At 71.6% G+C, this 26129-nt stretch carries 21 protein-coding genes and 1 other RNA gene; 6 read left to right on the top strand and 16 right to left on the bottom strand.

All coding sequences use genetic code 11. The annotated features are described in order from the left end of the window. Position 1: 1 nt before the first annotated feature. Positions 2 to 1306, top strand: a complete 1305-nt coding sequence (locus HUN59_RS08585; protein WP_174778109.1) for an LLM class flavin-dependent oxidoreductase — start codon at positions 2 to 4, stop codon at positions 1304 to 1306. Here the strand turns inward: HUN59_RS08585 and HUN59_RS08580 are convergent. The 7 genes from HUN59_RS08580 to prfB all read right to left on the bottom strand — a co-directional run bounded on the left by HUN59_RS08580 (position 1303) and on the right by prfB (position 8050). Continuing rightward, positions 1303 to 2970, bottom strand: coding sequence for an APC family permease (locus HUN59_RS08580; RefSeq protein ID WP_217483638.1), 1668 nt, complete (start codon positions 2968 to 2970; stop codon positions 1303 to 1305). The genes HUN59_RS08585 and HUN59_RS08580 overlap by 4 nt on opposite strands. 141 nt (positions 2971 to 3111) lie before the next feature. Continuing rightward, positions 3112 to 3912: a hypothetical protein gene (locus tag HUN59_RS08575; protein WP_174778108.1), complete on the bottom strand. Its 801-nt coding sequence runs from the start codon at positions 3910 to 3912 to the stop codon at positions 3112 to 3114. 210 nt (positions 3913 to 4122) lie between these two features. Next, positions 4123 to 4499: a transfer-messenger RNA gene (gene ssrA / locus HUN59_RS08570) on the bottom strand. Between the two features lie 98 nt (positions 4500 to 4597). Beyond that, positions 4598 to 5074, bottom strand: coding sequence for an SsrA-binding protein SmpB (smpB, locus tag HUN59_RS08565; protein ID WP_058740695.1), 477 nt, complete (start codon positions 5072 to 5074; stop codon positions 4598 to 4600). A 124-nt stretch (positions 5075 to 5198) separates the two neighbouring features. Further along, positions 5199 to 6113 (bottom strand): permease-like cell division protein FtsX, encoded by a 915-nt coding sequence (ftsX, locus tag HUN59_RS08560; RefSeq protein ID WP_058740696.1) that lies wholly within the window; start codon positions 6111 to 6113, stop codon positions 5199 to 5201. Next, positions 6110 to 6868: a cell division ATP-binding protein FtsE gene (gene ftsE, locus HUN59_RS08555; protein WP_058740697.1), complete on the bottom strand. Its 759-nt coding sequence runs from the start codon at positions 6866 to 6868 to the stop codon at positions 6110 to 6112. Before ftsE ends, ftsX begins: the two co-directional genes overlap by 4 nt. Before the next feature lie 72 nt (positions 6869 to 6940). After that, positions 6941 to 8050 (bottom strand): peptide chain release factor 2, encoded by a 1110-nt coding sequence (gene prfB / locus HUN59_RS08550; protein WP_058740698.1) that lies wholly within the window; start codon positions 8048 to 8050, stop codon positions 6941 to 6943. A gap of 99 nt (positions 8051 to 8149) precedes the next feature. Between prfB and HUN59_RS08545 the strand changes: the two genes are divergently transcribed. Next, positions 8150 to 8512, top strand: coding sequence for a hypothetical protein (locus HUN59_RS08545; protein WP_174778107.1), 363 nt, complete (start codon positions 8150 to 8152; stop codon positions 8510 to 8512). A 40-nt stretch (positions 8513 to 8552) separates the two neighbouring features. On the opposite strand, the gene HUN59_RS08540 is transcribed toward HUN59_RS08545, so the two are convergent. Further along, positions 8553 to 9716: a cysteine desulfurase family protein gene (locus HUN59_RS08540; protein WP_174778106.1), complete on the bottom strand. Its 1164-nt coding sequence runs from the start codon at positions 9714 to 9716 to the stop codon at positions 8553 to 8555. Between the two features lie 89 nt (positions 9717 to 9805). On the opposite strand from HUN59_RS08540, the gene HUN59_RS08535 reads away from it, so the two are divergent. From HUN59_RS08535 to glgB, 3 genes are all read left to right on the top strand, one after another. Further along, complete coding sequence (locus tag HUN59_RS08535; protein ID WP_174778105.1) at positions 9806 to 11869, top strand: glycogen debranching protein; 2064 nt, start codon at positions 9806 to 9808, stop codon at positions 11867 to 11869. Positions 11870 to 12137: 268 nt separating this feature from the next. Further along, positions 12138 to 14138, top strand: coding sequence for an alpha-1,4-glucan--maltose-1-phosphate maltosyltransferase (locus tag HUN59_RS08530; protein ID WP_204622584.1), 2001 nt, complete (start codon positions 12138 to 12140; stop codon positions 14136 to 14138). After that, complete coding sequence (gene glgB / locus HUN59_RS08525; protein ID WP_254630026.1) at positions 14135 to 16729, top strand: 1,4-alpha-glucan branching protein GlgB; 2595 nt, start codon at positions 14135 to 14137, stop codon at positions 16727 to 16729. Before HUN59_RS08530 ends, glgB begins: the two co-directional genes overlap by 4 nt. 205 nt (positions 16730 to 16934) lie before the next feature. On the opposite strand, the gene HUN59_RS08520 is transcribed toward glgB, so the two are convergent. Next, complete coding sequence (locus HUN59_RS08520; protein ID WP_174778104.1) at positions 16935 to 17942, bottom strand: tetratricopeptide repeat protein; 1008 nt, start codon at positions 17940 to 17942, stop codon at positions 16935 to 16937. Continuing rightward, the gene (locus tag HUN59_RS08515) at positions 17939 to 19678 is read right to left on the bottom strand and encodes a hypothetical protein (protein WP_174778103.1); all 1740 of its coding nucleotides are present in this window, start codon (positions 19676 to 19678) and stop codon (positions 17939 to 17941) included. Before HUN59_RS08515 ends, HUN59_RS08520 begins: the two co-directional genes overlap by 4 nt. A 253-nt stretch (positions 19679 to 19931) precedes the next feature. Here HUN59_RS08515 and HUN59_RS08510 point away from each other — a divergent pair, with 253 nt between their 5' ends. After that, on the top strand, positions 19932 to 21782 hold the full coding sequence (locus HUN59_RS08510) for a hypothetical protein (protein WP_174778102.1): 1851 nt from the start codon (positions 19932 to 19934) through the stop codon (positions 21780 to 21782). A 72-nt stretch (positions 21783 to 21854) separates the two neighbouring features. Here the strand turns inward: HUN59_RS08510 and HUN59_RS08505 are convergent, their stop codons facing one another. From HUN59_RS08505 to frr, 6 genes are all read right to left on the bottom strand, one after another. Next, the gene (locus HUN59_RS08505; protein ID WP_174778101.1) at positions 21855 to 22598 is read right to left on the bottom strand and encodes an alpha/beta hydrolase; all 744 of its coding nucleotides are present in this window, start codon (positions 22596 to 22598) and stop codon (positions 21855 to 21857) included. Beyond that, complete coding sequence (locus HUN59_RS08500) at positions 22595 to 22900, bottom strand: hypothetical protein (RefSeq protein WP_231049008.1); 306 nt, start codon at positions 22898 to 22900, stop codon at positions 22595 to 22597. Before HUN59_RS08500 ends, HUN59_RS08505 begins: the two co-directional genes overlap by 4 nt. 12 nt (positions 22901 to 22912) lie before the next feature. After that, on the bottom strand, positions 22913 to 23854 hold the full coding sequence (locus HUN59_RS08495) for a lytic transglycosylase domain-containing protein (protein WP_254630025.1): 942 nt from the start codon (positions 23852 to 23854) through the stop codon (positions 22913 to 22915). A 93-nt stretch (positions 23855 to 23947) separates the two neighbouring features. Beyond that, positions 23948 to 24496, bottom strand: a complete 549-nt coding sequence (locus tag HUN59_RS08490; protein ID WP_058742046.1) for a DivIVA domain-containing protein — start codon at positions 24494 to 24496, stop codon at positions 23948 to 23950. A 73-nt stretch (positions 24497 to 24569) separates the two neighbouring features. Continuing rightward, complete coding sequence (locus HUN59_RS08485; protein ID WP_174778100.1) at positions 24570 to 25565, bottom strand: phosphatidate cytidylyltransferase; 996 nt, start codon at positions 25563 to 25565, stop codon at positions 24570 to 24572. Continuing rightward, the gene (gene frr, locus HUN59_RS08480) at positions 25565 to 26119 is read right to left on the bottom strand and encodes a ribosome recycling factor (RefSeq protein WP_114850068.1); all 555 of its coding nucleotides are present in this window, start codon (positions 26117 to 26119) and stop codon (positions 25565 to 25567) included. The genes HUN59_RS08485 and frr overlap by 1 nt, the downstream gene beginning before the upstream one ends. Between the last annotated feature and the right edge of the window lie 10 nt (positions 26120 to 26129).

Below are 26129 nucleotides of genomic sequence, written 5' to 3'. Positions count from 1 at the left end.
GATGGCGGACCTGCAGCACTTCGGGTACTTCTTCTCGCGGGGCTTCGGCCCGCAGGCGTGGGGGCGGGCGGACTGGGACTGGGGCCACGACTGGACCAAGCCGGACCTGTACCAGCAGTCTGTTCGCGCCCTCGAGCAGGCCGGCATGGACCTGGTGATCGCCGAGGACGCGATCTCCCTCGGCAACCCGTCCACCCTGGACCTGCGCATCCGGCAGGCCTACGGCGGCCCGAAGCACGACCCGTTGCTGCTGGCGCCGTACCTGTTCGCCGCCACCTCGCACATCGGCATCGCTCCGACGGTGAACGCCGGGATCACCCCGCCGTACCTGGCCGCCCGGCAGGCCGCCACGCTCGCGCACCTGTCGTCGGACCGGTTCGGCCTGAACGTCGTCACGGACACCGGGAGTGCCCGGCACGTCGGCGCGGCGCCGCTCCCCCACGACGCCGCGTACGACCGGGCCGAGGAGTGGATCACGCTGCTGCGGCGGCTCTGGCACTCGTGGGGCGACGGGTACGTCGGTTCCCTTCCCGACTGGCACTTCGCGGACGGGGACGCGCTCGACGCCTTCCACCACGAGGGCGCGTACTTCACCGCCGACGGACCGCTCAACGCGCTGCCGCTCGACACGGACCCGGTCGTGGTCTCCCCCGGCGGCTCCGGACGCGGGCTCGGCTTCGCCGGGACGCACTCGGACGTGCAGCTCGCCCTCGCGCCGCTGTCGGCCGCCGCCGTCCGGGAGTACCGCGCCCGCGTGCTCGCCGCCGCGGCGGACGCCGGTCGGAGCGCCGACGACGTGCGCGTGCTGTTCGTGGTGAAGCCGGTCCTCGTCGCCTCGGCGGAGGAGGCCGACCGGCTCGTCGACGCGTCCGCCCACCCGACCGACGAGGCGCTGCTGGCCGCGGCCGTGGCGTGGTCGAGCGACTCGGAGACGGACCTGACCGTGCTCGACCTCGACGCGCCCGTGCCCGCCGGGACGTTCGGCGAGCACGTCTCCGCCGGGACGATCCGCGGCCTGCTCGGCGACACCCCGGACGCGCCGCTGCGGGAGCTCCTGACCCGGAAGGCACGGCTCGGGCGGCTGCGCACCCGGGATGGGTTCGTCGGCACGGCCGAGGAGTTCGCGGACTTCGCCGAGGAGCTCGGCGCCGACGCCGACAACGACGGGTTCATCCTGTCCGGCGACCTGCACCCGGCTCAGGTGTACCGGATGACGGGCGACCTCGTCCCCGTGCTCCGACGCCGCGGGCTGCTGCGGCGGGAGTACGGGGACGGGGGTCTGCGGGGGAACCTGTTCGACTTCTAGTGGCGGACGGGCTCGAGGACGTTGGACTCCTCGACGTCCCGGACGTCCGCGGCGGTGCGGAGGATCTCCTCCCGCGGGGACGCCGAGGCGATCGCCCAGAAGTAGACCACGAGCGAGAACACGGCCACGACGACGATGTCCACCCAGAGTGGGAACACCGGGTGCGTCAGCGGGCCGAAGTCGCTGAGGAACACGATGAGGCCCATCCCGACCAGGTACGGCAGCAGCCACTGCGCCGCCTTCCAGTCCCACCGGGGGCGGACGCTGGTCGCACCGCGGAACACGTTGTTCAGGACGATGACGACCGCGCCGATGAGGATCGCGACGCCGAGCTTCCAGTCGGTGTCCCACCCGGTCCACAGGATGATCAGGTTGGCGATGATGAAGGCCACCGGCGACAGGACCGACGCGATCGGCATCCGGTAGGGGCGCTCGACCTCCGGGATGCGCTTCCGGAACGCCCCGAGGGCCAGCGGCGCCCCGGCGTACATGAGCACCGACGCGCTCGTGATGAGGCTGACGAGCCCCTGCCACGACGGGAACGGGGCGAAGCACGCACAGCCGACGACGAACGCGGTCACGAGGCCGACCCACGGCACGCCGGCCTTCGTCGTCCACTCGAACGCCTTCGGGAAGTAGCCGTTGCGGCTCAGGCCGTACGAGATGCGCGTCGTCGCGGTCACGTAGATCAGGCCGGTGCCCGCCGGGGAGATGATCGCGTCGACGAAGATGACCACCGCGAGCCAGGTCAGCCCCGCGGCCATCGCGATGTCGGCGAACGGGCCGGTGTACTTCGTGAAGTCGGCGGTCGCCCACGAGCCCTGCACCGCCCCGGACTGCAGCGCGCCGAGGAACACGACCTGGAGCAGCAGGTAGATCACGAGCCCGATGACCACGGAGCCGATGACGGCGCGCGGGATGTCGCGCTTCGGGTTCTTCGCCTCGCCCGCGAGCTGGTCCGCCTGCTCGAAGCCGAGGAACGCGAAGATGATGCCCGAGGTCGACACCGCGGCGAGGATGCCCTTCGCCCCCTGCGGCAGGAAGCCGTCCGCCGCCGTGAAGTTCTCGCCGTGGAAGCCGCTGAAGGCCAGCACGATGATGACGAGCAGCGGGATCGCGACCTTCCACCAGGTCGCGGCGGAGTTCGTGTTCGCCAGGATCCGGACGCTCAGCAGGTTGATCACCGTGACGACGGCCATCAGGACGATCGCGACGGCGATCCCCGCACCGGTCAGCAGCTGCTGCGTCTCGCCGCCCACGACGACGGTGTGCAGCCACGGGTGGGCGAACTGCCAGTGCTGCGCGTACTTGATCATCGCCTCGACCTCGATCGGGGCGACCGTCACGGACTGCAGCCAGGAGAACCAGCCGAACGACGCTCCCGCGATCCCGCCGAAGGCGATGTGCGGGAAGCGGGCCGTGCCGCCGGCGATCGGGAACATGCCGCCGAGCTCGGCGTGCACGAGCGCGAGGACGAGGACGGCGACCCCGCCGATCACCCACGAGATGATCGCGGCCGGGCCGGCGGTCTTCAGGGCCTCCTGCGACCCGAACAGCCAGCCGGAGCCGATGATCGATCCGGTCGAGGCCCAGATGAGCCCGATGAAACCGACGTTGCGCTTCAGGCCGGAGTCCGGCAGCGCCTGGGTCGTGGTGGTGTCCACTGCAGCTCCGTTCGACGGGGCGACCCCATCGGACGGAGTCGCGCGTCACGATGCTGGCACTGCGCGGGCCCCGGTGGCGGATTGTTTAACACGATGGAAACAAGAGCACTGTACAATTCCACAGCCTTCCGGCCGGACGGGTCAGGACTTCTTGCTGTGCTTCTTCTTGCTGTGCTTCTCCTTGCCCTTTCCCTTGTCCTTCTTCGTCTTCCCGTCCTTCTTCTCGCTCTGCTCCTCGTCCTGCTTCTTGCCCGGCTTCTTCTTGTCGGACTTCTTCTTCTTCTTCTTCTTCTGCTGCTTCTCGACGTCCTGATCCTCCTCGCCACCGAGCTCGGTGTCGTCCGGCGCCCCCGGCTCGGCGAGCACGACGACACTGCCGGTCTCCGCGGCCGCCTCGACCGGCGCCTCGCTCACCTCGGGCGCCAGCGCGTCGTCCACCCGCTCGACGATGATCTCCGCCCCGTCCTCAGCGAGCCGGAGCAGCGCCTGGGCCGCACGCACCCGCGTCGTCGTCCGCCGCGCGAGCACGTCGGACCGTGCCCCCTCGAGGAACGCGCGCAGGCTCCGCTCGACGCCCGACCGACCCCGCGGCGCCGCACGGTCGAGCCGGTCGAGCTCCCCGGCCACCCCGGCCGCGTCGTCGGCGACGGCTTCGTCCCGGACGGCGTCGACCAGGGCGGCGACCGCGGCGGCAGCACGCTCGACCGCGGGCGACCGCTGGTCCAGGACGACGAGCATCTCGAACACCGACCCGTACGACAGGGTCTCGAGGCGCACGGGCTCGGCGCCGCGACCCCGGAGCACCAGCCGAGACTCCGGCATCGGCAGCCACGCGACGACGGCCGCGACCGAGGCCACCGACCCGACGATCCGCTCGTACTCCGCCAACCCCACGCGTTCCTGCTCTCGCAGCCGGACACGGATCGCGATCTCCTGCACCACGCGACACACCCTCTCGTGCACCGGTCCGGGTCCCTCCCGAACCTGATCCGGACAGTAGTCGCCAGCGCTCCCGCGAACAGCGAACGCCCCGGCATCGTCCAGGGGACGACGACGGGGCGTTCAGACAACACCAGCGCCTTTGCGGGCACTGACCCTTCACGGGCACTGACCCTTGAGGAGCACTGCGACAGCGGCTCGACGTCCGGCGATCGGTGGAGATGGGGGGAATCGAACCCCCGTCCATCGCTGCGCTTCGACGTCTTCTACGGGCGTATCCGGATGAGGCGTTCTGCTCGGCTCCGTCCTTTGCTACCGGCTTCTAGAACGACGAGCCCAGTCTCAGTGCAAGTCCCGCACGGCCCTGAGGCGCAACCGTGCAGCAAGTCCTCTGGATGACGCCGGGATCAGGTTAGGGGACGGTCACCTGGCCGACGGACTTCATGTGCTGGGCTGCTTACGCAGCGAGAGCGAAGTCAGTGCGCTTGGAATTGGCACTTGTTGTTTTCCACGGATCGTTCACGAGATGACCGTGGGTCCTCGGCCCGCTTCCCGTCGGCACACAGGCAATGTCGAAACCGATCATCCCCGTACAGGCCGGAACGTGCGAGCCGCTGTCGCGCTGTGGAGTTGTCAAGTGCTCCGGATCGGAGCGGTCCCCCAGTCTAGCCGACGAAGGGGAGGTCTGTCACTCGCCGAGGCGGTTCCGCGAGCGCATCGCCCGCTCGGCCTCGCGCTTGTCGGTCTTCTCCCGAAGCGCCTGACGCTTGTCGAACTCGCGCTTGCCCTTGGCGACCGCGATCTCGACCTTCGCGCGACCGTCGTGGAAGTAGATCTGCAGCGGGACCAGTGTGTAGCCGCCCTGCGCCGTCTTGTGCGAGATCTTCACGATCTGCTGCTTGTGCAGGAGCAGCTTGCGCTTCCGCCGCGGCGTGTGGTTGTTCCACGTGCCCTCGGTGTACTCCGGGATGTGCACGGCGTCGAGCCAGGCTTCCCCGGCGTCGATGAAGGCGTAGCCGTCGACGAGCGAGGCCCGCCCCTCGCGGAGCGACTTCACCTCGGTCCCGGACAGGACCATGCCGGCCTCGTACGTGTCCTCGATCAGGTAGTCGTGGCGCGCGCGACGGTTCGTCGCCACGATCTTCTCGCCGCGTTCCTTCGCCATGGTGTTCCCTTCCGAGGTGTTGGTCCTGCTGCCCGTCCTGGCGCAGCCCTCCAGCCTAGTGAACAGCGACGGGGCCGCGCACCTTCCCGGCGCGTCGACCCCGTCCCGCGTGGCGTGTGGGCGATCAGACCCGGAGGTACCGCCGGATCGCGATGGACGCCGAGATGCCCGCGAGCAGCACGCCCACGACGATCACGGCCGGTACGACGACCGCGGCGTCGGACATGCCGATGAAGGACGTCTGCGGGAACCGCTGGGACAGGTAGTTCCGGACGAAGAACCAGACCACCGCCAGGATCGCGCCACCCGACAGGACCGCGCCGATCGCCGCGGCGATGACCCCCTCGAGCACGAACGGGGTCTGGATGAACCGGTTCGACGCTCCCACCAGCCGCATGATGCCGAGCTCCCGACGTCGACTGAACGCGGAGAGCCGGATCGTGGTGGCGATGAGCAGGACGGCGGCGACGAGCATGAGCGACGCGATGCCGATCGCCGTGTACGACGAGGCGTTCAGCAGGTTGAAGATCGGCTGCAGGTAGCCGCGCTGGTCGACGACGCTCTGCACACCGGCGACCTTCGACAGGCTCTCCTGGAGCACGTCGGCCTGCGACGGGTTCTTCAGGTTCACCCAGATGGTCTCGTTGAGGTACTCCGGCTTGACGAACTCGGTCGCCGGCGAGTCCTTGAACTGCTGCTTGAACCGGTCGTACGCCTGCGCCTGGTCCTCGAAGTACGTCTTCTCGATGTACGGCTTGAGGGTCGACGAGTCGAGCTGCGCCTCGACCTGCTGCCGCTGCTCGTCCGTGACCTTCGCCCCGGTGCAGTTGCCCGTGGTGTCGGTGTCCGTGCAGAGGTACACCGCGACCTGGGCCCGGTCGTACCAGTAGCCCTTCATCTGGTTGATCTGCATCTGGAGCAGGATCGCCGTGCCGACGAAGGTCAGCGAGATGAAGGTCACGAGGACGACGGACACCACCATCGAGACGTTCCGGCGGAGACCGGACCCGACCTCGGACATGACCAGCCCGAGCCTCATCGGATGAGCCCCGGGATCGTCTGGATGCCGGTGGTGTTCGAGACGCCGGCGCCGCGCTGCACGGGGATCGCCTGCGTCTGGTACCCGCCGGACTGCTCGTCACGGAGGATCGTGCCGTTGGAGAGCTCGATCACCCGGCGCTGCATCTGGTTCACGATGCTGGCGTCGTGCGTCGCCATGAGCACGGTGGTGCCTCCCTGGTTGATGCGTTCGAGGAGCGCCATGATGCCGGCCGAGGTCGTCGGGTCGAGGTTGCCCGTCGGCTCGTCGGCGAGCAGGACCGCGGGCTTGTTCACGACCGCGCGGGCGATCGCGACACGCTGCTGCTCACCACCGGAGAGCTCGTGCGGCATGCGCGTCGCCTTGCCGGCGAGCCCGACGAGCTTGAGCACGTCGGTGACGGCCTCGCTGATGAAGCCCTTGCTCTTGCCGATCACCTGCAGGGAGAACGCGACGTTGTCGAAGACGTTCTTGTTCGGCAGCAGGCGGAAGTCCTGGAACACCACGCCGAGGTTGCGACGGAAGTAGGGGACCTTGCGCGACGACAGGGCGCCCAGGCGTTGCCCGAGCACGTGGATCTGCCCCCGGGAGGGCTTCTCCTCCTTGAGGACGAGACGCAGGAAGCTCGACTTGCCGGAGCCGGAGGCACCGACGAGGAAGACGAACTCACCCTTGAGGATCTCGAGGGAGACGTCGTCGAGCGCCGGACTCGGGTTGCCCGAGTAGACCTTGGTGACGTGGTCGAATTTGATCATGACCGGATCAGGGTAGGTCGCCCGGTCCGGAAAACCGCCGAGGCGCGCGGCTCAGGTCCGCCGCGGCGGCCCTCAGTCGTCGTCGCCCTGCTTGCGCCAGCGGATGCCCGCGTTGATGAAGCCGTCCAGGTCGCCGTCGAACACGGCTGAGGGGTTGTTCACCTCGTGCTCGGTCCGCAGGTCCTTGACCATCTGGTACGGCGCGAGGACGTACGAGCGGATCTGGTCGCCCCAGCTCGCGGTGATGTTGCCCGCCAGCTCCTTCTTCTTCGCGTTCTCCTCTTCCTGCTTCAGCAGGAGCAGGCGCGACTGCAGGACGCGCATGGCCGCGGCACGGTTCTGGATCTGCGACTTCTCGTTCTGCATCGAGACGACGGTGCCGGTCGGGATGTGGGTCAGGCGGACGGCGGAGTCGGTCGTGTTGACCGACTGCCCACCGGGGCCCGAGGACCGGAAGACGTCGACGCGGATGTCGTTCTCGGGGATGTCGATGACCGCGGTCTCCGGCATGAGCGGGATGACCTCGACCGCCGCGAAGGACGTCTGGCGCTTGCCGGCGGCGCCGAACGGCGACATCCGGACCAGGCGGTGCGTGCCCGCCTCGACCGACAGGGTGCCGAACGCGTGCGGCGCGTCGACCTCGAACGTGGCGGACTTGATGCCCGCCTCCTCCGCGTAGGAGGTGTCCATCACGGTGGTCTTGTAGCCGTGCTGCTCGGCGTAGCGCAGGTACATGCGGAGGAGCATCTCGGCGAAGTCCGCCGCGTCGACCCCGCCGGCACCCGCACGGATCGTGATCACCGCGGGGCGGTCGTCGTACTCGCCGTCGAGGAGCGTCTGCACCTCGAGGTCGCTCATCGTCTTCTGGATGGCCTTGAGCTCGGCGGCGGCCTCGTCCGCGGACTCCTGGTCGTCGGCCTCGTTCGCCATCTCGACGAGGACCTCGAGGTCGTCGATGCGCTGCTCGGTGTCGGTGATCTTCCGCAGCTCGGCCTGCCGGTGCGAGAGCGCGCTCGTCACCTGCTGCGCGTGCTCGACGTCGTCCCAGAGGTCCTGGGCACCCGCCTGCTCGCTGAGTTCGGCGATCTCACGCTGCAGGCGGTCGACGTCGACCACCGAGCGGATGTTGCCGAACGTCTCGCGGAGGGCGGAGAGCTGCTCGGAGAAGTCCAGTTCGACCATGGTCACCGATCCTACCGGCGTGCGTCCGGGGCCGCCGACCGGGAGGCACGCCCCACCGCCGCCACGCCGGTCGCGTCCGACGCCGCCTACCCTGGTCGGATGGTCTCACGACGCGACGCCGCCGTCCGGCTCGACATCCCCATGGAGATGGCGAGCCGGCACGGGCTCCCCGCCCACCTCTCCGAGGCGGAGCTGTCGGCGATCGAGTCGGACCCGCCCGCCTGGCTCGTGCAGTCGCGGGCGAACCGGACGGGGGCCAGGAAGGTCTGGACGGACCTCACCTGCTCGATCTGCGGGGACACCGAGACGGCTCGACCGAAGAAGTGGTGGCCGGAGTGGACGCTGCTCGTGTGCGACCGGCACGACCCCGAGGACGCGCCGGCACCCGCACCGGGACACGCCCGGTACGCCGTGCACGGGGTGGGCACCCGGTTCGTCGCGCTCGTCGACGAACCGGCCTGACCGCCGGAAGCAGCGTCGGCGGGTCTCAGCTGCATCGGGGTCAGCGGCCGAGCACGGGCGTGCGTGCGGCCATCCCCGCGGCACCGGCCCGGACGACCGCGTCCGGCAGTGCGGCGAGGAACGCGTCGACGTCGGCCTGCGTCGAGGTGTGCCCGAGCGTGATGCGCAGCGCGCCGCGGGCGTCCTGCTCGGAGAGCCCCATCGCGAGCAGCACGTGCGAGGCCTCCGGCACGCCGGCCTGGCACGCCGAACCGGTGGACACCGCGACCCCGGCGGCGTCGAGCAGGAACAGCAGCGAGTCGCCCTCGCAGCCCGGGAACGTGAAGTGCGCGTTGCCCGGCAGCCGGTCGACCGGGTCACCCATCAACCGCGCGGACGGGACGGCCCGCTGCACACCGGCCACGAGCCGGTCCCGCAGGGGCGAGAGGTCCGTGTGTGCGGTGGACGCGGCGACGCCGAACGCGACCGCGGCCGACGCGTCCTGGGTGCCGCTCCGGACCTGCCGTTGCTGGCCGCCGCCGTGGATCAGGGGCTCGACCGTGGCACGACGTCCGAGGACGAGCGCACCGATGCCGACCGGTCCGCCGATCTTGTGTGCCGACACGCTCAGCGCGTCGAGCCCGGAGTCCCGGAACGAGACCGGCACCTGGCCGTACGCGGCGACGGCGTCGCTGTGCACCGGCACGCCCGCGGCGTGCGCGGTCTCCACGATGCGACGCACCGGCTGCAGGGTGCCGACCTCGTTGTTCGCCCACAGGAACGTGACCAGGGCGACGTCCGTGGCGTCCGCGAGTCGCGCCTCCAGGCCGGCGAGGTCGACGCGACCCTGCGCGTCCAACGGGACCACGTCGACGACCGCTCCCTCGTGGCGCTCGAGCCACTCGACGGTGTCGACCGTCGCGTGGTGCTCCCCCGCCGGGACGACGATCCGCGGCCGTGGGCGGTCCTGCTGGCGGGCCCAGTACAGGCCCTTCACGGCGAGGTTGATGCTCTCGGTGCCGCCGGAGGTGAAGACGACCTCGACCGGCTCGGCGTCGAGCGACGCCGCGACGGCGGCGCGGCCGTCCTCGAGCAGCATCTTCGCGCGCTGTCCGGCGCTGTGGATCGACGACGGGTTCCCGACGGTGCCGAGCGCGTCGGTGAACGCGGCGAGCGCTGCGGGCAGCATCGGCGTCGTCGCGGCGTGGTCGAGGTAGACGGGCACGGGACTTCCTGGACGTGGGCGGCGGGGCGCGCGGTGGCCCCCGGTCGAGCGTGTCCAGGATACGCGCGGCCTCTCGTACCCTGGGTGGCATGCAGGAGACCGCGATCGACGAGACCCCCGGCTTCCGCCTCGGCGACGGCGAGCCGCGGTTCTCGGTCCGTTCCACGGACGCGACCGCCGTGACCCTGGTCGTGCAGCGCCCCGGTGACGCGCAGCCGACGTGGTACCCGCTCGAGCCGGTCACGGGGACGGACCGCTGGGCGGCCGCCACACCCGACGTCCGACCGGGCGACCGCTACCACCTGCTCGTGGACGGACCGGACGGGCCGCGGCACGGGTTCGACGCGTCGCGACCGCTGCTCGACCCGTACGCCCGCGGGATCGTGCGTGCCGACGCCGGCTCCGGCGGCGGCTCCGGCTCTGCGCGCTGGACGAGCGAGGTCGTCGACGACGCGTTCGACTGGGGCGGCGTGGTGAAGCCGGTCGTACCGCTCGACCGGGCCGTCGTGTACGAGGCGAACGTCCGCACGCTGACCGCGGCGAACCCGCACGTGCCCGAGCACCTGCGCGGGACGTACGCGGGCGTGGCCCACCCGAGCACGATCGCGCACCTGCACCGCATCGGCGTCACGACGATCGAGCTGCTGCCCGTGCACGCGTTCGACTCCGAGGCGTGGCTCCGCGACGCCGGTCGGGAGAACGCGTGGGGGTACAACTCCCTCGGCTTCTTCGCCCCGCACGCCGCGCACGCCTCCGCCGAGGCGCGGGCCGCCGGCGCCTCCGGGGTCCTGCGGGAGTTCAAGGGCATGGTCCGGCTCCTGCACGAGGCCGGGATCCAGGTCGTGCTCGACGTCGTCTACAACCACACCGCAGAGGAGGGCCTGGGCGGTCCCACCTCGTCGCTCCGCGGACTCGACGGCGCGTCCCACTACCGGTGGACCCCGGACGGCGACGCGTACTACGACACGACCGGGTGCGGGAACACGCTGAACACCTCGACGGACGCCATCGCCGACCTCGTCGTCGACAGCCTCCGCTACTGGGCGCGCGAGGTCCAGGTCGACGGCTTCCGGTTCGACCTGATGGCCGCGCTCGCCCGCGACGACCGCCACGTCTTCGACGCGGCGCACCCGCTGCTCGACCGGATCCGCCGGCACCCCGACCTGCAGGACGTGCTCGTCGTCGCCGAGCCGTGGGACGTCGGACCGGACGGGTGGCGCACCGGGGCGTTCGGTGCCCGGACGAGCGAGTGGAACGACGGCTTCCGGAACACCGTGCGGCAGTTCTGGCTGACGGACATCGCCGAGGAACGGCGGAACGGTGCGCCCTCCGCGGGGATCGGAGCGCTCGCCGGGGCGCTGACGGGGTCGCGTGCGCTGTTCGGTCCGGACCGCGGTCCGACGGCGAGCGTGAACTTCGTCACCGCCCACGACGGCTTCACCCTGCTCGACCTGGTCTCGCACGACCGCAAGCACAACGAGGCGAACGGCGAGGAGAACCGCGACGGGTCGGACGACAACCGCTCGTTCAACCACGGCATCGAGGGCGACACCGCCGACCGCGGGGTGCGCGCCGCCCGGGGTCGGTCGATGCGGAACCTCGTCGGCACGCTCATGCTGTCCGCCGGCGTCCCGATGCTCACCGCCGGCGACGAGCGGAGCCGCACGCAGCACGGCAACAACAACGCGTACGTCGTGTCCGAGGACCTGACGCCCGTCGACTGGTCCGACGACGAGGACGCCGAGTCGATGACCGAGGCGGTCGCCGCACTCGCCCGGCTCCGGGCCGCACACCCGGCGCTCCGCCCCACCCGCTACGGCGTCGAGGGGCAGGAGACCCCGGGAGCGACGCGGATGTCCTGGTACGGGCCGGACGGCGGTGCGATGACCCCGGAGGGGTGGGACCAGCCGATCCACCGCGCGGTGCAGTGGTTCGCCGAGTCGACCCCGGTGCACGAGCCGGCCGACCGGGTGCTCGTCGTCGTGCACGGCAGCGGGCGGACGCGGGACCTGACGCTGCCGGTCCGCGACGACGTCGTCGGGTACCGCCTGGCCTGGTCGAGCGAGAAGCACCGGGACCACGAGCGGGTCCGCCCGGCCGGGCAGGTCTTCACCGCCTACGGCCCGGGCATCCACGTGTTCGAGGTGGCGTAGGGCGCCTGGGGCCGATCCGCGCGTCGGGCCGGGCGCCTTCCGGTACCGATCCGCGCGTCGGAGGCGGTCCCGAGCGTCGGAGGACGATCCGCTCGTCGGAGGTCGTTCCTTCCGACTCCCGATGCGCGGATCGGCTTCCCACGTCGGCTGCGATGGGCAGGAACGTGCACGGCGCCGTCCTCCTCCACAGGCCGCACGGCGCGCCCGGTCGTGCACAGGCCGCGTCTTCCGGGGAACGCTGGCCCCGCAGCCGGGTAGCGTCGGCTCCGTGGCCACTGCAGACCGACCCCGCCGACCGAAGATCGGGCGCATCCCGATCACCCGACTCACGCCGACGACCCCGAACGGGTTCCCGTCGAAGGCCTTCGACGGCGAGGTGATCACGTTCGGTGCGACCGTCTTCCGCGAGGGACACGGGGTCATCGGCGCCGACCTCGTGCTGGAGCGCCCCGACGGCGGCACCCGCACCGTCCCGATGACCTTGGTGGGCGCCGGCACCGACCGGTACGAGGCGACCGTGCAGGTCGACCACACGGGCGTCTGGACGTGGCATGTCGAGTCGTTCTCCGACGACTGGGCGACCTGGATCCACGGGGCACGCCTGAAGATCGCCGCCGGGGTGGACACCGAGGCCACGCTCCTCGACGGGGCGGTGCTGCTCGACCGACTCGCGGCGGAGACCGACTCGACCGCCGCCGCGCGTGCCGCCGAGCGGGTCCGGGACACCGAGCTCGACCCGGCCGAACGACTCGCCGCCGTCGACGACCCGCGGATCACCGGCGAGGTCGAGGACGCACCGCTCACCTCGCTCCGCACGCACTCCCCGACCCAGCTGCTCGACGTCGAGCGCACCCGCGCCGGTGTCGGCGCCTGGTACGAGTTCTTCCCCCGGAGCGAGGGCGCGAAGAAGAACCCCGACGGGTCGTGGAAGAGCGGCGACTTCCGCACCGCGGCCCGACGTCTGCCCGCGGTGGCCCGCATGGGCTTCGACGTCGTCTACCTGCCGCCGATCCACCCGATCGGCACCACCGCACGCAAGGGCCCGAACAACACGCTGACCCCTGGTCCGAACGACCCCGGCAGCCCGTGGGCGATCGGCGGGCCGGAGGGCGGTCACGACGCGATCCACCCGGACCTGGGGACCGAGGACGACTTCCGCGACTTCGTCGAGACGGCGAAGAACACCGGGATGGAGGTCGCGCTCGACTTCGCCCTCCAGTGCTCCCCCGACCACCCCTGGGTGCAGGCGCACCCGGAGTGGTTCACGGTCCGCGCCGACGGATCGATCGCCACCGCCGAGAACCCGCCGAAGCGCTACCAGGACATCTACCCGATCCAGTTCGACTCCGACCCCGAGGGCATCGTCACCGAGGTCCTCCGGGTCCTCCGGCACTGGATCGCCTTCGGTGTCCGGATCTTCCGCGTCGACAACCCGCACACCAAGCCGCTGTGGTTCTGGGAGCGGGTCATCCGCGAGGTCCGCGACGAGCACCCCGAGACTGTGTTCCTGGCCGAGGCGTTCACCCGCCCGGCGATGATGCGTGCCCTGGCCGAGGCCGGGTTCCAGCAGTCCTACACGTACTTCACGTGGCGGAACACGAAGGACGAGATCGAGGACTACTTCACCGAGCTCAGCCACGAGACGAGCGCCTACCTGCGCCCGAACCTGTTCGTGAACACGCCGGACATCCTCACCGAGTACCTGCAGTTCGGCGGCCGTGCCGGCTACAAGGTGCGGGCTGCGCTCGCCGCGACGGGGGCGCCGACCTGGGGCATGTACGCCGGGTACGAGCTCTTCGAGGACGTCGCCCGCCCGGGTTCCGAGGAGAACATCGACAACGAGAAGTACGAGTACAAGCCCCGTGACTTCGCCCTGGCCGAGGCCGAGGGGGCGAGCCTGGCGCCCTACGTCACGATGCTCAACCGGTTCCGGCAGGCGCACCCCGCGCTCCGGCAGTTGCGCAACCTGCACGTGCACGCGGCAGAGGACCCGGCGATCGTCGTGTACTCGAAGCACCTGCCCGGCGAGTTCATCCGTTCCGGCCGCGCCGACACGGTGATCGTCGTGGCGAACGTCGACCCGCACTCCGCCCGCGAGACGACGGTGCACCTCGACCTCGCTGCCCTGGGACTACCGACCGAGCAGCCGTTCGACGTCCGCGACGTCGTGACCGGCCAGCGTTGGGTGTGGGGCTCGTCGAACTACGTCCGCCTGGACGCGTTCCAGGAGCCCGTGCACCTGCTCGTCGTGGAGGGACCCCACCGATGACCGACCGTGACCCGAAGGGGACCCCGCCGATGGGTGCCGACCAGCCGAACTCCGCCAGCGCTCCTGACAGCCCGGCATCGACGCCCGCCGCCGACCGAGGACAGGGCCCGAGCGTCCCGCCGGTGCCGCCGCCCCCGCCGCCCGTGCGTCGTCCGACCGTGACGCCGCCCGCCGACGCCTCAGGCGGCGCCGACGAGCCGCGCTACGAACCGCGCGTGTCCGCTCCGGGCGAGGACCTCCCCGGCGCGCCGGAGGTCTCCCCCGAAGCTCCGGACCGCGGCGTTCCCGAGTCCGCGACGCTCGGCGGACAGGCCACCGCTCCGTCCGGGTCCCAGGAGCCGACAGCGGCGAGCACCACCGCGACGACGAGCACCGCGCCGACCCCGAGCACCGACTCCGGTGCGCCGTCGCCCGACGGACCGCGGCCCGCCCCGGTCGAGGACTGGCTCCGGCAGCAGGTCGCCGAGGGCCGCTGGTCCCGCCCGCACGACGTGCTCGGGCCGCACCCGGTCGACGGTGGGACGAGCGTCCGGGTCGTCCGACACCTCGCATCGTCGGTCCGGATCGTCCGCCCCGACGGCGACGACGTCGAACTCACCCACGAGGGCGACGGCATGTGGGCCGGTGCGACGCCCGGCACCCTCGGCCGCTACCGGGTCGAGGCCGACTACGACTTCGACGAGTCCACGGACGCCGACGACGCGACCTGGACCACGGACGACGCCTACCGCTTCGCGCCGACCATCGGTGAGCTCGACCTCCACCTGTTCGGCGAGGGTCGCGACGAGCAGCTCTGGCACCACCTCGGCGCCCACGTCACCACGATCGACGGCGTCGACGGCGTGGCCTTCACGGTCTGGGCGCCCCGTGCCACGGCCGTCCGGGTGATCGGCGACTTCGAGGGCTGGGAGGGTCGCACCACCGCGATGCGCCGCCTCGGCGACATCGGTGTGTGGGAGCTCTTCTGGCCGGGTGCCCTGGTCGGGCAGCGGTACAAGTTCCAGATCCTGACCGACTCCGGCTGGGTCGAGCGGGCGGACCCCTTCGCCCGTCGGACCGAGGTGCCGCCGGCGACCGCCTCCGTGATCACCGCGTCTGACTACACGTGGTCCGAGGGCGACACCGCCTGGATGGAACGCCGCGCGCAGAGCACCACGCACGACGCCCCGATGAGCGTGTACGAGGTGCACCTCGGCTCCTGGCGTCCGGGGCTGTCCTACCGCGAGGTCGCCGACCAGCTGATCGGGCACGTGCAGCACCTCGGGTTCACGCACGTCGAGTTCCTCCCCCTCGCCGAGCACCCCTTCGGCGGTTCGTGGGGCTACCAGGTCACCGGGTACTACGCCCCGACCGCCCGGTTCGGAACGCCGGACGACCTCCGCTACCTGATCGACCGACTGCACTCCGCGGGCATCGGCGTGATCATGGACTGGGTCCCAGGCCACTTCCCCAAGGACGAGTGGGCGCTGGCGAAGTTCGACGGGTACGCCCTGTTCGAGCACCCCGATCCCCGACGCGGCGAGCAGCTCGACTGGGGCACCTACGTGTTCGACTTCGGGCAGCCGCAGGTGCGGAACTTCCTGGTCGCGAACGCGCTGTACTGGCTCGAGGAGTTCCACATCGACGGTCTGCGCGTGGACGCCGTCGCGTCGATGCTGTACCTCGACTACTCCCGTACCGAGTGGCTGCCGAACGTGCACGGGGGCCGCGAGAACCTCGAGGCGATCTCCTTCCTGCAGGAGACGAACGCCACGGCGTACAAGCGCTACCCCGGCATCGTCATGATCGCCGAGGAGAGCACCTCGTGGCCGGGCGTGACCCAGCCGACGAGCGCCGGCGGTCTGGGTTTCGGCCAGAAGTGGAACATGGGGTGGATGCACGACTCCCTCGAGTACATCGAGCGCGAGCCGGTCCACCGCAGCTACCACCACGACGAGATCACGTTCTCGCTCGTGTACGCGTTCAGCGAGCAGTTCACGCTGCCGATCAGCCACGACGAGGTCGTGCACGGCAAGGGCTCGCTCTTCGGCAAGATGCCCGGCGACGAGTGGCAGAAGCTCGCGAACGTCCGCGCCTACCTGGCCTACATGTGGGCGCACCCCGGCAAGCAGCTGCTCTTCATGGGCCAGGAGTTCGCGCAGCCGTCCGAGTGGTCCGAGGCCCGCGGCCTCGACTGGTGGCTCCTCGACGACCCGGGGCACCTCGGCGTCCAGAACCTCGTCGCCTCGCTCAACCGCGTCTACAAGGACACGCCGGCGCTGTGGACGCACGACTCCTCGCCCGAGGGATTCGAGTGGATCGAGGGCGGCGACGCCCCGCACTCCACACTCGGGTTCCTGCGCAAGGACGGCGACGACCGACTGGCCGTGTTCGTGAACTTCTCGGGCGTGCCCGTGGAGCGGCGCTTCGGCCTGCCGTCGGCCGGCCAGTGGGACGAGGTGCTCAACACCGACGCCGTCGAGTACGGCGGATCCGGGGTCGGCAACCTCGGCTCGGTCACCGCGGACGAGACCCCGTGGGCGGGCCGCCCCGCCTCGGCACACTTCGTGGTGCCGCCGCTCGGTGCGGTCTGGTTGCGCCTGGCTCGCTGACGCGTCCCCCTGACGGACGGGAGGCGCGGTGCCGGCTGGCACCGCGCCTCCCGTCCGTCACATGGTGCGCACCCGTGCGACGGCATCGGCCCCACCAGATGGTCCCGCAGCAGCGAGACGGTCCCGGAACGCCGAGACGCCGCCGGATCCGGCGGCGTCTCGGCGGATCGGCGGCGTCTCGGCGACGTCGCGCGAGGACCGCGCGCTAGTACAGCGCGTTCGCGAGCCGACGACGCGCCACGACGACCCGCGGGTCGTCCACACCGACGAGCTCGAAGTACTCCACGAGTCGGACGCGAAGGGCCTCGCGCTCGGCACCGAACACGGTGGGGACGAGGTCGAGCAGGCGCCCGAACGCGTCCTCGACGTGCCCGCCGCTGACGTCCAGGTCGGCCACGGCGAGCTGCGCCTCGACGTCCTGGGGCGCAGCGGCAGCAGCGCTCCGGATCTCGTCCGCTGTGCGGCCGGAGAGCCGGTCGAGCAGCGACACCTGCGCGAGACCGGCGACGGCCATCTGGTCGTTCGGGTCCTGCGCGATCGCGGTCTTGTACTCCTGCACGGCGGCGGCGTAGTCACCGCGCTCGATCGCGTCGTAGGCGGCCTGGTGGTGCGGCGGCAGCGGCTCCGGCTCGGGTTCACCCTGCGGCTCCGCGGCGACGTCTCCGGACTGGCCGTCGACGCGCACACGCCCGGTCACGCCGTTCTGCTCGGCGGCGGCGACGACCTGCTCGAAGACGTCGCGGACCTGCGCCTCGGGAAGCGCACCGACGAAGAGCCCGAGCGGGCGCCCGCCGATGACCGCCGCGACGGTCGGGATGGACTGCGCCTGGAACGCCTGGACGAGCTGCGGGTTGGTGTCCGCGTCGACCTTGGCGAGCACGACACGACCGTCGTACTCGGCGGTGAGCTGCTCGAGGATCGGTGAGAGCTGCTTGCACGGCCCGCACCACTCGGCCCAGATGTCGACGATCACCGGGACGACCGAGGACAGCTCGAGCACGTCCTGGAACGTCTGGTCGGTGACGTCGAGCACGAGCGACGGGACGGCCGGCTCGGTCGTCGACGGCGCTGCACCTGCGGTCGCGCCCTGCGGTGCCCCCGGAGCGGGGGCGACCGGGGCGGTTGGGGCTGCCGGACGCTGGGCCCGGTCGACGAGCGACGACAGGTCGACGGCTCCGCGGAGACCGGACGGGGTCGGGGGGACGTTGGTCATTGCACCTCACTCGCTGCGGTCAGGCCCTGCGTGAACCCGAGCAGGACCACCTTGTCATCACTTCCGACGGGCGGCACGGAGAAGAGCAGCTGCACGCTGTACGTGGCGCTGATTCCCTTCGTGCTGGAGTCGACGCCCGACAGCGCCTTGACGGCACCCTCGGTGTTCACCTCGGCACCGGCTGCGGTCGGCGTGACCTTCTCGATCTCGTCCAGGTCGGCGGACACGAGCGCACCGGCACCGTCGGTCGCGATGGCGATCGCGCTGTCGTCGGGGACCTGGGACGAGTACTCGATCTTGGCGGTGTCCGGCAGCGATTCGGACTTCTTGTCCTTGTACGCCTTGCCGATGGTCGACCGCAGGCCGTCGCCGTCGGACTCGAACAGCGACGCCGACGAGCTCTCGCTGTCCTTCGACAGCACGTCACCGTAGGCGGCGGCGATGTCGTCCGGCGCGATGCGGAGCAGCTTCGTGTTGCCGGCGAGCTGCGCGGCACCGAGGGACGTCGGCGCGAGGCTCGGCACCTGCGCCGCGGCCTCGAGCGACACGTCGTACGCGACCTTGTACTCGTCGCGTGCGCTCGCCTGGACCATCGTGAGCGCCTGCGGGGCGGTCTTCGCGGTGCAGTCCTCGGCCACGATCGCGAACACCGTGCGCGGCCAGGTGTCCGTCTGCTGCGGGAGCGCGACGCACACCTGCTGCGCGGAGATCGCCGGCGGGGCCGCCGCCTTGTCGTCCTTCGCGCGGATGGCGTAGTTGGCCTTCCGGAAGTCGAGCGCGGCACCCGTGAAGCGCGACTCGAGGAGCGACGCGTCCTTGGCTTCGTCGGCCTTCTGTGCCACCTCGGCGACGCGCTGCACGATCTTCTGGATCTGCTGCTTCGACGCTGCCGTCGGCTCGTCCTGCTCGGCACCCGCGGTCGCCGATGCGGTCGGCGTGGCGGTCACGTCCGCGGAACCGCCCTGCGGCCAGTAGTCGGACGAACAGCCGGCGAGCCCGAGCGCGCCGACGAGCACGATCGGTACGGCGATGAGCGGACGGCGCCCACGACGACCGCGGCTCGGCACCTGGGCACCCGCTGCGGCGGCCCGGCGGGACGCGCGCACCCGGGGCGGCCTCGTCCCACCGCTGCGACGACGCGGACCGCGCCCCCGACGCTGGTGCAGGAACGCCCAGACGAGCAGCGCGACGCCGCCGACGAGGAACAGGCCGCCCGCGACGAGCAGTGGGCCGACCGACGGGGTCGCGGTGTCCCGCGGCCAGGTCACGGACACGTCGGTCGGTGCAGCGTCCTTCCCGTTGCCGAGGACCACGAGCGACACGTCCGACGGCAGCCGCACGGTGAACTGCCCCGCACCGGGCCACTCCTGGTACCAGAGGTCGCTGCCCGACGGGTCCGGGACGCTCGAGGCACTGCCGGTCGTCTTGCCGACCAGGCGGTCCTGCTCGGCGTCGAACCGGAGCGTGGTGTGCTTCGCGTCGCCGATCCAGGCCTGCACGTCGCTCGTCTTGCCGTAGGCGGCGAAGACGTCGCCGGAACCGGAGACGTTGATGCGCTGGTACCCGGGGTTGGCGTTGAGCGTCGTCCCCGGAATGACCGTCACCGGGGCGGATGCCTTGCTCGTCGACTGCGCGACGAGCGAGGACGGTGGCGCGAAGACGGTTCGCTGGCCGACAGCGAGCCCGACGAGCAGCAGACCGATGACGAAACTGACGATCGCCAGGACGAATCGCACGGATCTTCTCCCTACCGCGCCGGGGTGGGGGATGTCGGCGCGCGAATCAGCGCTCCAGGATAGCGAGCGACCCTGGACATCGCATCCCTGCTCGCTGAGCCGAACGCTCACGGGCCGCCCACCTCGAGCGCGCACCGCACACCGCGCCGGTCGGGAGCCGGCGGCGAGCCCGGCTCAGCCCCGCCGGTGGCGCCGCCACTACAATCGTCCGCGGGCCAAGGGCTGGCCCTCCGCCGACCCCCAGGAGCAACACGTGGCGAACGACGAGGCCGAGTTCGGGACCGAGCTGCGCGGGTACCGCCGCGACGACGTGGACCGGGCCCTGGGCGACCTGCGCCGGGAGCTCATCAAGTCGAACAACGACCGCGCCGAGGCCGCGAAGGAGATCCGTCTCCTGCAGACCCGCGTCTCCGACCTGCAGGGCGAGCTCGACGAGGCCGGGACCCCGACCTACAGCGGACTCGGCACGCGCCTCGAGTCGACGCTCCGGGTCGCCGAGGAGCAGTCGACGCGCCTCATCAGCCAGGCCGACATCGACGCCCAGCGCCTGCGTGCCGCGAGCCGGAACGAGGCCGACCGCCTGCTCCGCGAGGCCCGGCAAGAGGCCTCCGAGACGCTCGAGGACGCCAGGAGCCGCGCCACCGACGAGCTGTCCCGCGCCCGCGCCGAGTCCGCCGACACCATCGAGCGTGCCCGCGCCGAGGCCGGCCTGCTCACGCAGGACGCCCGCAACGAGGCCGCCGCGATCCGGGGCGCCGCCGTCACCGAGGCCGCCGAGGTCCGCTCGGTCGCCATCCGCGAGACGAACGCCCTGCGTGCCCGCGTCGAGCACGAGGTCGCCGAGCTCCGCGAGACCGCGCAGCGCGACGCCGCGCAGGCCCGCGCCGCGGCCGAGGAACTGGACCGCGAGACCGAGCACCGCCGCAGCGTGTTCGAGGCGGAGCACACCCGTCGCACGGCCGACCTCGAGCGCGAGGAGACCGACCGGCGCACGGCCCTCGACCGCGAGGTCACCGAGGGTCGCACGGCCTGGCACCGCGAGCGCGACGAGCAGCAGCGCGAACACGCCCTGGCGCTCGAGGAGGGCCGCGCCGCCCTCGAGTCGGAGACCGCGACCCGCCGCGCCGACCTGGACGCCGAGCTCGGGGAACGCCGACGCGTGCACGACGAGGAACTCGCCGCCGCCCGTGCCGGCTGGGAGCGCGAGCTCGCCCGTGCCCGAGCGGCGCTGGAGCAGGAGGCCGAGGCCCTCCGCGCCCAGCTGCGCGTCGACGAGGAGCAGACCCGCGTCGAGAACGCCCGCCTCGTGCAGGAGACCTCCGACCGCATCGCCGACGAGCTGCAGCAGCACAGCGCTCGCATCGAGCGGGAGCGCGCCGAGGCCGACGCCGCCGCGGAGCGCGCCGCCCGTGAGCACGCCGACGAGCTCGCCGCCCGCCGGGAGCGCGAGCACGCCGAACTGGACGCCGAGGTCGCCGACCGTCGCCGCGCCGAGCTCACCGACCTCGAAGCCGAGCGCGCCGCCCTCCAGCAGGAGGTCGAGACGATGCGCGCGGTCCTCGCCAAGGAGCGCGACGAGGTCCGCTCCGAGATCGCCCGCGAGCGTGAAGCGGCCCGCACGGCGCTCGAGTCGGAGCTCGCCGCCCGCCGCGACGACGCCGAGCAGGAGTACCTGCAGAAGCACCACGAGACCGTCACCGAGACGCAGAAGTACCTCGACGAGGCGAACCTGCAGCTCGCCGAGGCGACCCGCCGAGCAACCGAGGCCCGCGAACGCGCCGAGCGCCTGCAGCAGGAAGCCGACGACCTCGAGCGCTCCAGCACGGCCGACGCGCAGGAGCACGCCCGGACGATCGTCGCCGACGCCCAGCAGCGCGTGCACCGCATGGTCGCCGACGCCGAGGAGCGCACCGCCGCGATCGAGGCCGAGGCCGAGGACCGCCTGGCGGCGATCCGGACCGAGCGCGATGCCGTCGCCGGCTACCTCGAGAACCTGCGTGGCGTGCTGACGCACGCCACCGGACTGCTCGGTTCCGGCGCACCGGACGCCGGTCGCGACACGGACGCGGACACGGACACCGCGACGGACGTCACCACCCACTGACGGTGACCCGGTCTGGAGGCGCGACCCGCGCCTCCAGACCGGGCCTCGTCGTCGGGACGGCCGGGTGGGCCGTCAGGCGGAACGGACCGGCAGGTCGGTGTGCGTCGGCAGCGGCGCGCTGCCGGGCACGACGAGGTCGGCGATCGTGTCGAGCACGATCCGCACGTACCGCTCCCCCACCCACAGGTGCTTCGCGCCCTCGATCGGCACGACCCGGACGTTCGGCGCAGGAGCGAAGCGACGCGCGGCCTCGTCCGGGCGCAGGAAGTCGTCGTGCTCCGGGACGAGCGCGACCACGGGCACGTCGACGGACGCCCAGCGTGCGAGTTCCTCGTCCGAGGTGCGGTGCAGGGGCGGCGACAGCAGGACCACCCCGGCGACGGTGCCGGCCGCGACGTGCTCGAGCGCGTGCTTGAGGACGACCTCGGTGCCGAAGGACCACCCGACGAGCCACGGCGTGGGGAGCCCGCGCGCGGTGACCTCGCGGACGGCGGCGCGCAGGTCGAAGCCCTCGGAGACACCGTCGCCGAAGGCGCCCTCGGACGTCCCGCGTGGCGAGGAGACCGACCGGAAGTTGAACCGCAGGACCGCGATGTCGGCGAGTTCCGGCAGGCGGGCCGCGGCCTTCTTCAGGACGTGCGAGTCCATGAACCCCTGCGCCGTGGGCAGCGGGTGCAGGGTGACGATCGTGCCGCGAGCGGGGCGTCCCAGCGGTTCGGCGAGCTCACCGACGAGCGTCAGGTGGTCGTCCGTGTACAGCTCGACGTCGGTCCGCTGTGCCGGCAGTTCGGTGTTCGAGCGGATCTCGGTGCTCATGCGATGCTCCAGCAGTGGTTGTGCCAATGGCGGCGCGACGCCAGGTCGGCCTCGTCACCGAGGACACCGTCGGCGCGCCAGACGACCACGTGCGCGGTGCCGGGCAGGACGGTGCCGCCGCAGCCCGGGCAGACGTACTCCTTCTGCGCGGACGCCGCCGAGACGGGCTGCACGGTGAACGTACGGCCACGCCGGACCTCGGTCCGCTTCCAGGACGACATGAGCCGGTCGAAGCCCGTGGGTTCGTCCTCGGGCTCGGGTCCGTGACCGCGGGGACGCCGCGGTCGGTTGCTGCGCGGCACCCCCGGCGCCGATCAGTACCAGTTGTAGGACTGGCTGTGGCCCCAGGCGCCGCACGGCGTGCCGTACACGCCCGAGATGTAGTTGAGGCCCCAGGTGATCTGCGTCGCCGGGTTCGTCTGCCAGTCGGCGCCGACCGTGCCCATCTTGCTGCCGGGGAGCGCCTGCGGGATGCCGTACGCACCACTCGGGTTGTAGGCGTTCACGCGCCAGCCGGACTCCTTGTTCCAGAGCAGCACCAGGCAGTTGAACTGGTCGGAGCCCCAGCCGCGGGCCGCGACCATCTCCTGGGCGATGGCCTGCGCGCTGCCGGGGTTCGGCGTGGCGGCCTGGGCGGCGATGGTGTTCGTCGCGGTGACCTTCTTGGTGGCCGTCGTGTCCGCGGTGTCGTCGGTCTCGGTCGCCGGCGGGGCGGTCACCTTCGGCGCGGGGACCGTGACGCCGTAGCCGTCGCGGGAGACCTCGAAGTCGCCGTAGGTGCCGTGCGCGGTGTACTGCTGCGGTTCCACCGGGGCCTTGACGAGCACGGGTGCCGAGACGGCCGCCTGCGCCACGTCCGGCTGCATCGGGTTGAAGAGCGAGCCGCCCACGAAGCCGAACACGGCGAAGAACGAGAGCGCGGGGATCGTCGCGCGCTTGCGCATGAACGTGTTCACGCTGCGGGCGGGCTTCGGTGCGGCGGCGACCGCTCGGCGCTGCTGCACGGCACGGCGCTGCTTGACGACCCGCGGGTCGGCCGGCGTCCGCGGGACCGCGGCGTCGAACGTGGAGCGCGCCGGGGCGCTGACGGGTGCGGCGGGGATGGACGCCGTCGCGACCGCGGGGGCCGCGTGGAGGACCGCGTGCTCCGCCGTGCGGAGTCGTTCACGTGCCGCGCGACGCTCACCGACGACCGTGTGGTCGAGGAGCTCGCTGCTGCCGCGGTCGGAGCTGAAGTCTGCCGTGTGCCTGCCCATGAGTCCGACCAGGATAACGGAATGGTCACGCAACCGGAAGCACCGGCACCCAGCGCGTCGCCGGATCACCGGGCCAGACGATGCGGGGAGTCGTCAGCGGACGGCGAGCATGACCTCGACGACGGCGTCGAGCAGCGCGTCGACCTGCGCCTCGCGGTAGCCGCCGTGTTTCGGTCGGAAGACGATCGACCGGACCTCGGTGAGGCTCAGCGGCTTGCCGTCGCGGAAGTACCCGGCGAGGCGCTGGGCGAAGGCGTCGACGTCCTTCGGGTGGTACCCGGTCCCGAGCGGACTCGTGCGGGCGAAGCGCTGCCCGTCCGGACGCTCCAGGCGGGCGACGACGTCCGAGGCCTTCGAGCGGGCCTCGGCGTACCAGGCCTTCTTGCCGACGTCGGCGATCTCCCGCTCGCGCTCCCGGGCGGCGAACGCGTCCTCGAGTCGCTCGAGGGCGGCGTCGACGTGCGCCGTGGAGTACCCGCCCTTGCGCATCGAGAACGCGGTGGCGCGGATCTTCGCCGCCTCGATCCCCGGCGCCGTGTCGGCGGCCGTGTAGGCGCGGCGGGCGTCCTCGAGGAACCGGTCGACCTCGTCGACGTCGTACCCGAGGGCGCGGCGGTCTGCGGTGGGGAAGGTGGTGGCCACGGCGACATTCTGCCAGCACCCGACCCTGGCGCTGGCTGGACGCGCCCCGAGCACGCCTGTCAGTGCACGACGGTCAGTGCACGACGATCAGGAACAGGACGTACGCGACGGCGGCCGAGGGCAGGATGCTGTCGATCCGGTCGAGCAGTCCCCCGTGCCCCGGCAGGAACGACGAGATGTCCTTGATGCCGAGGTCGCGCTTGATCATCGACTCGGTGAGGTCACCGAGGGTCGCGGACCCGGAGATGAGCACGCCGAGGACGATGCCGGTCCACCACGGCAGCCCGAGCAGGAGCCACACGACGACGATCCCGACGAGGATGCTCGCCGCGACCGATCCCGCGAAGCCCTCCCAGGTCTTCTTCGGGCTGATCCGCGGCGCCATCGGGTGCTTGCCCAGGTTGAGCCCCGTGGCGTAGGCCCCGGTGTCGACCGCGACGACCACCAGGATGAACGCGATCACCCAGAGCTCACCGCGGGGCTGCGCCGACAGCAGGACGATGCACGCCCCGAGGAGCGTGATGTACGCCTGGACGAACAGCCCGTTCGTCAGGTCACGGGCGACGTGCCCGGCCGGCGGCTTCTCGCGCGCGAAGGCGACCTCGACGAGCCGCCAGACCACGATGAGGACGATCCCGCCGAGCACCGCGAAGAGCGCCGCCACCTGTCCGCCGAGGAACGCCAGCGGCACCATGCCGACCGCGGCCGCGACGCTCGGGATCCGCGGCACGTCGCGCCCCGCGAACCGCATGGCGCTCGCGAGCTCGTACACGGCGACACCGAGCAGGAACGCGGCGACGACCATGAACGCCGGCTTCCAGATGAGGAGCGCGGCGAGCATGACGACCGCGAAGGCCAGAGCGATGCCGATCGCCGCCGGCAGGTTCCGACCGGTGCGCGCCGTCAGCGCCTCGTTGCGCGCGCCGAACTCCGCCTTGCGCTGCTTGAGCTGCGCTTCGAAGTCGGCGCGCGCCGCGCGGGCACGGGCGTCGAAGTCCTGTCGGAGCCCCTTCTTCGCGGACGGGCGCGGTTGCGTGGGGCGGTCGCCGCCCGGGTCGGGGAGACGCATCAGACCTCGAGGAGTTCGGCTTCCTTCTTCTTCAGCGCGTCGTCGATCTGGTCGACGTGCTTCTTCGTCAGGGTCTCGAGGTCCTTGTCGGCGCGGGCGATCTCGTCGTCGGAGATCTCGCCCTTCAGCGCGTCCAGGTCGTCCTTGGCGCGACGACGGATGTTCCGGACGACGACCTTGTGGTCCTCGCCCTTGCCGCGCACGAGCTTCACGAACTCCTTGCGGCGGTCCTGGGTGAGTTCCGGGATCGTCACGCGGACGATCTCGCCGTCGTTCGACGGGCTGGCGCCGAGGTTCGGGAACGTCGCGATGGCGCGTTCGATCTCCTTGAGCGCGGACTTGTCGTACGGCGTGACGACGAGCGTGCGGGCCTCGGGCGTCTGCATGGACGCCAGCTGCGCGAGCGGCGTCGGCGTGCCGTAGTAGTCGACCGGGATCTTCTGGAAGAGCGCGGGGTTGATGCGTCCGGTGCGGACGGTCGCGAAGTCGTCCTTGGCGACGTCGACGGCCTTCGCCATCTTCTCGGTGGCTTCGGTCAGGACATCACTGATCACGGTGGTTCTC

The organism is Curtobacterium sp. Csp2 (genome assembly GCF_013347165.1).
Note: the sequence above shows the minus strand (reverse complement) of the source record. Positions and strands in the feature narration are given on the sequence as shown.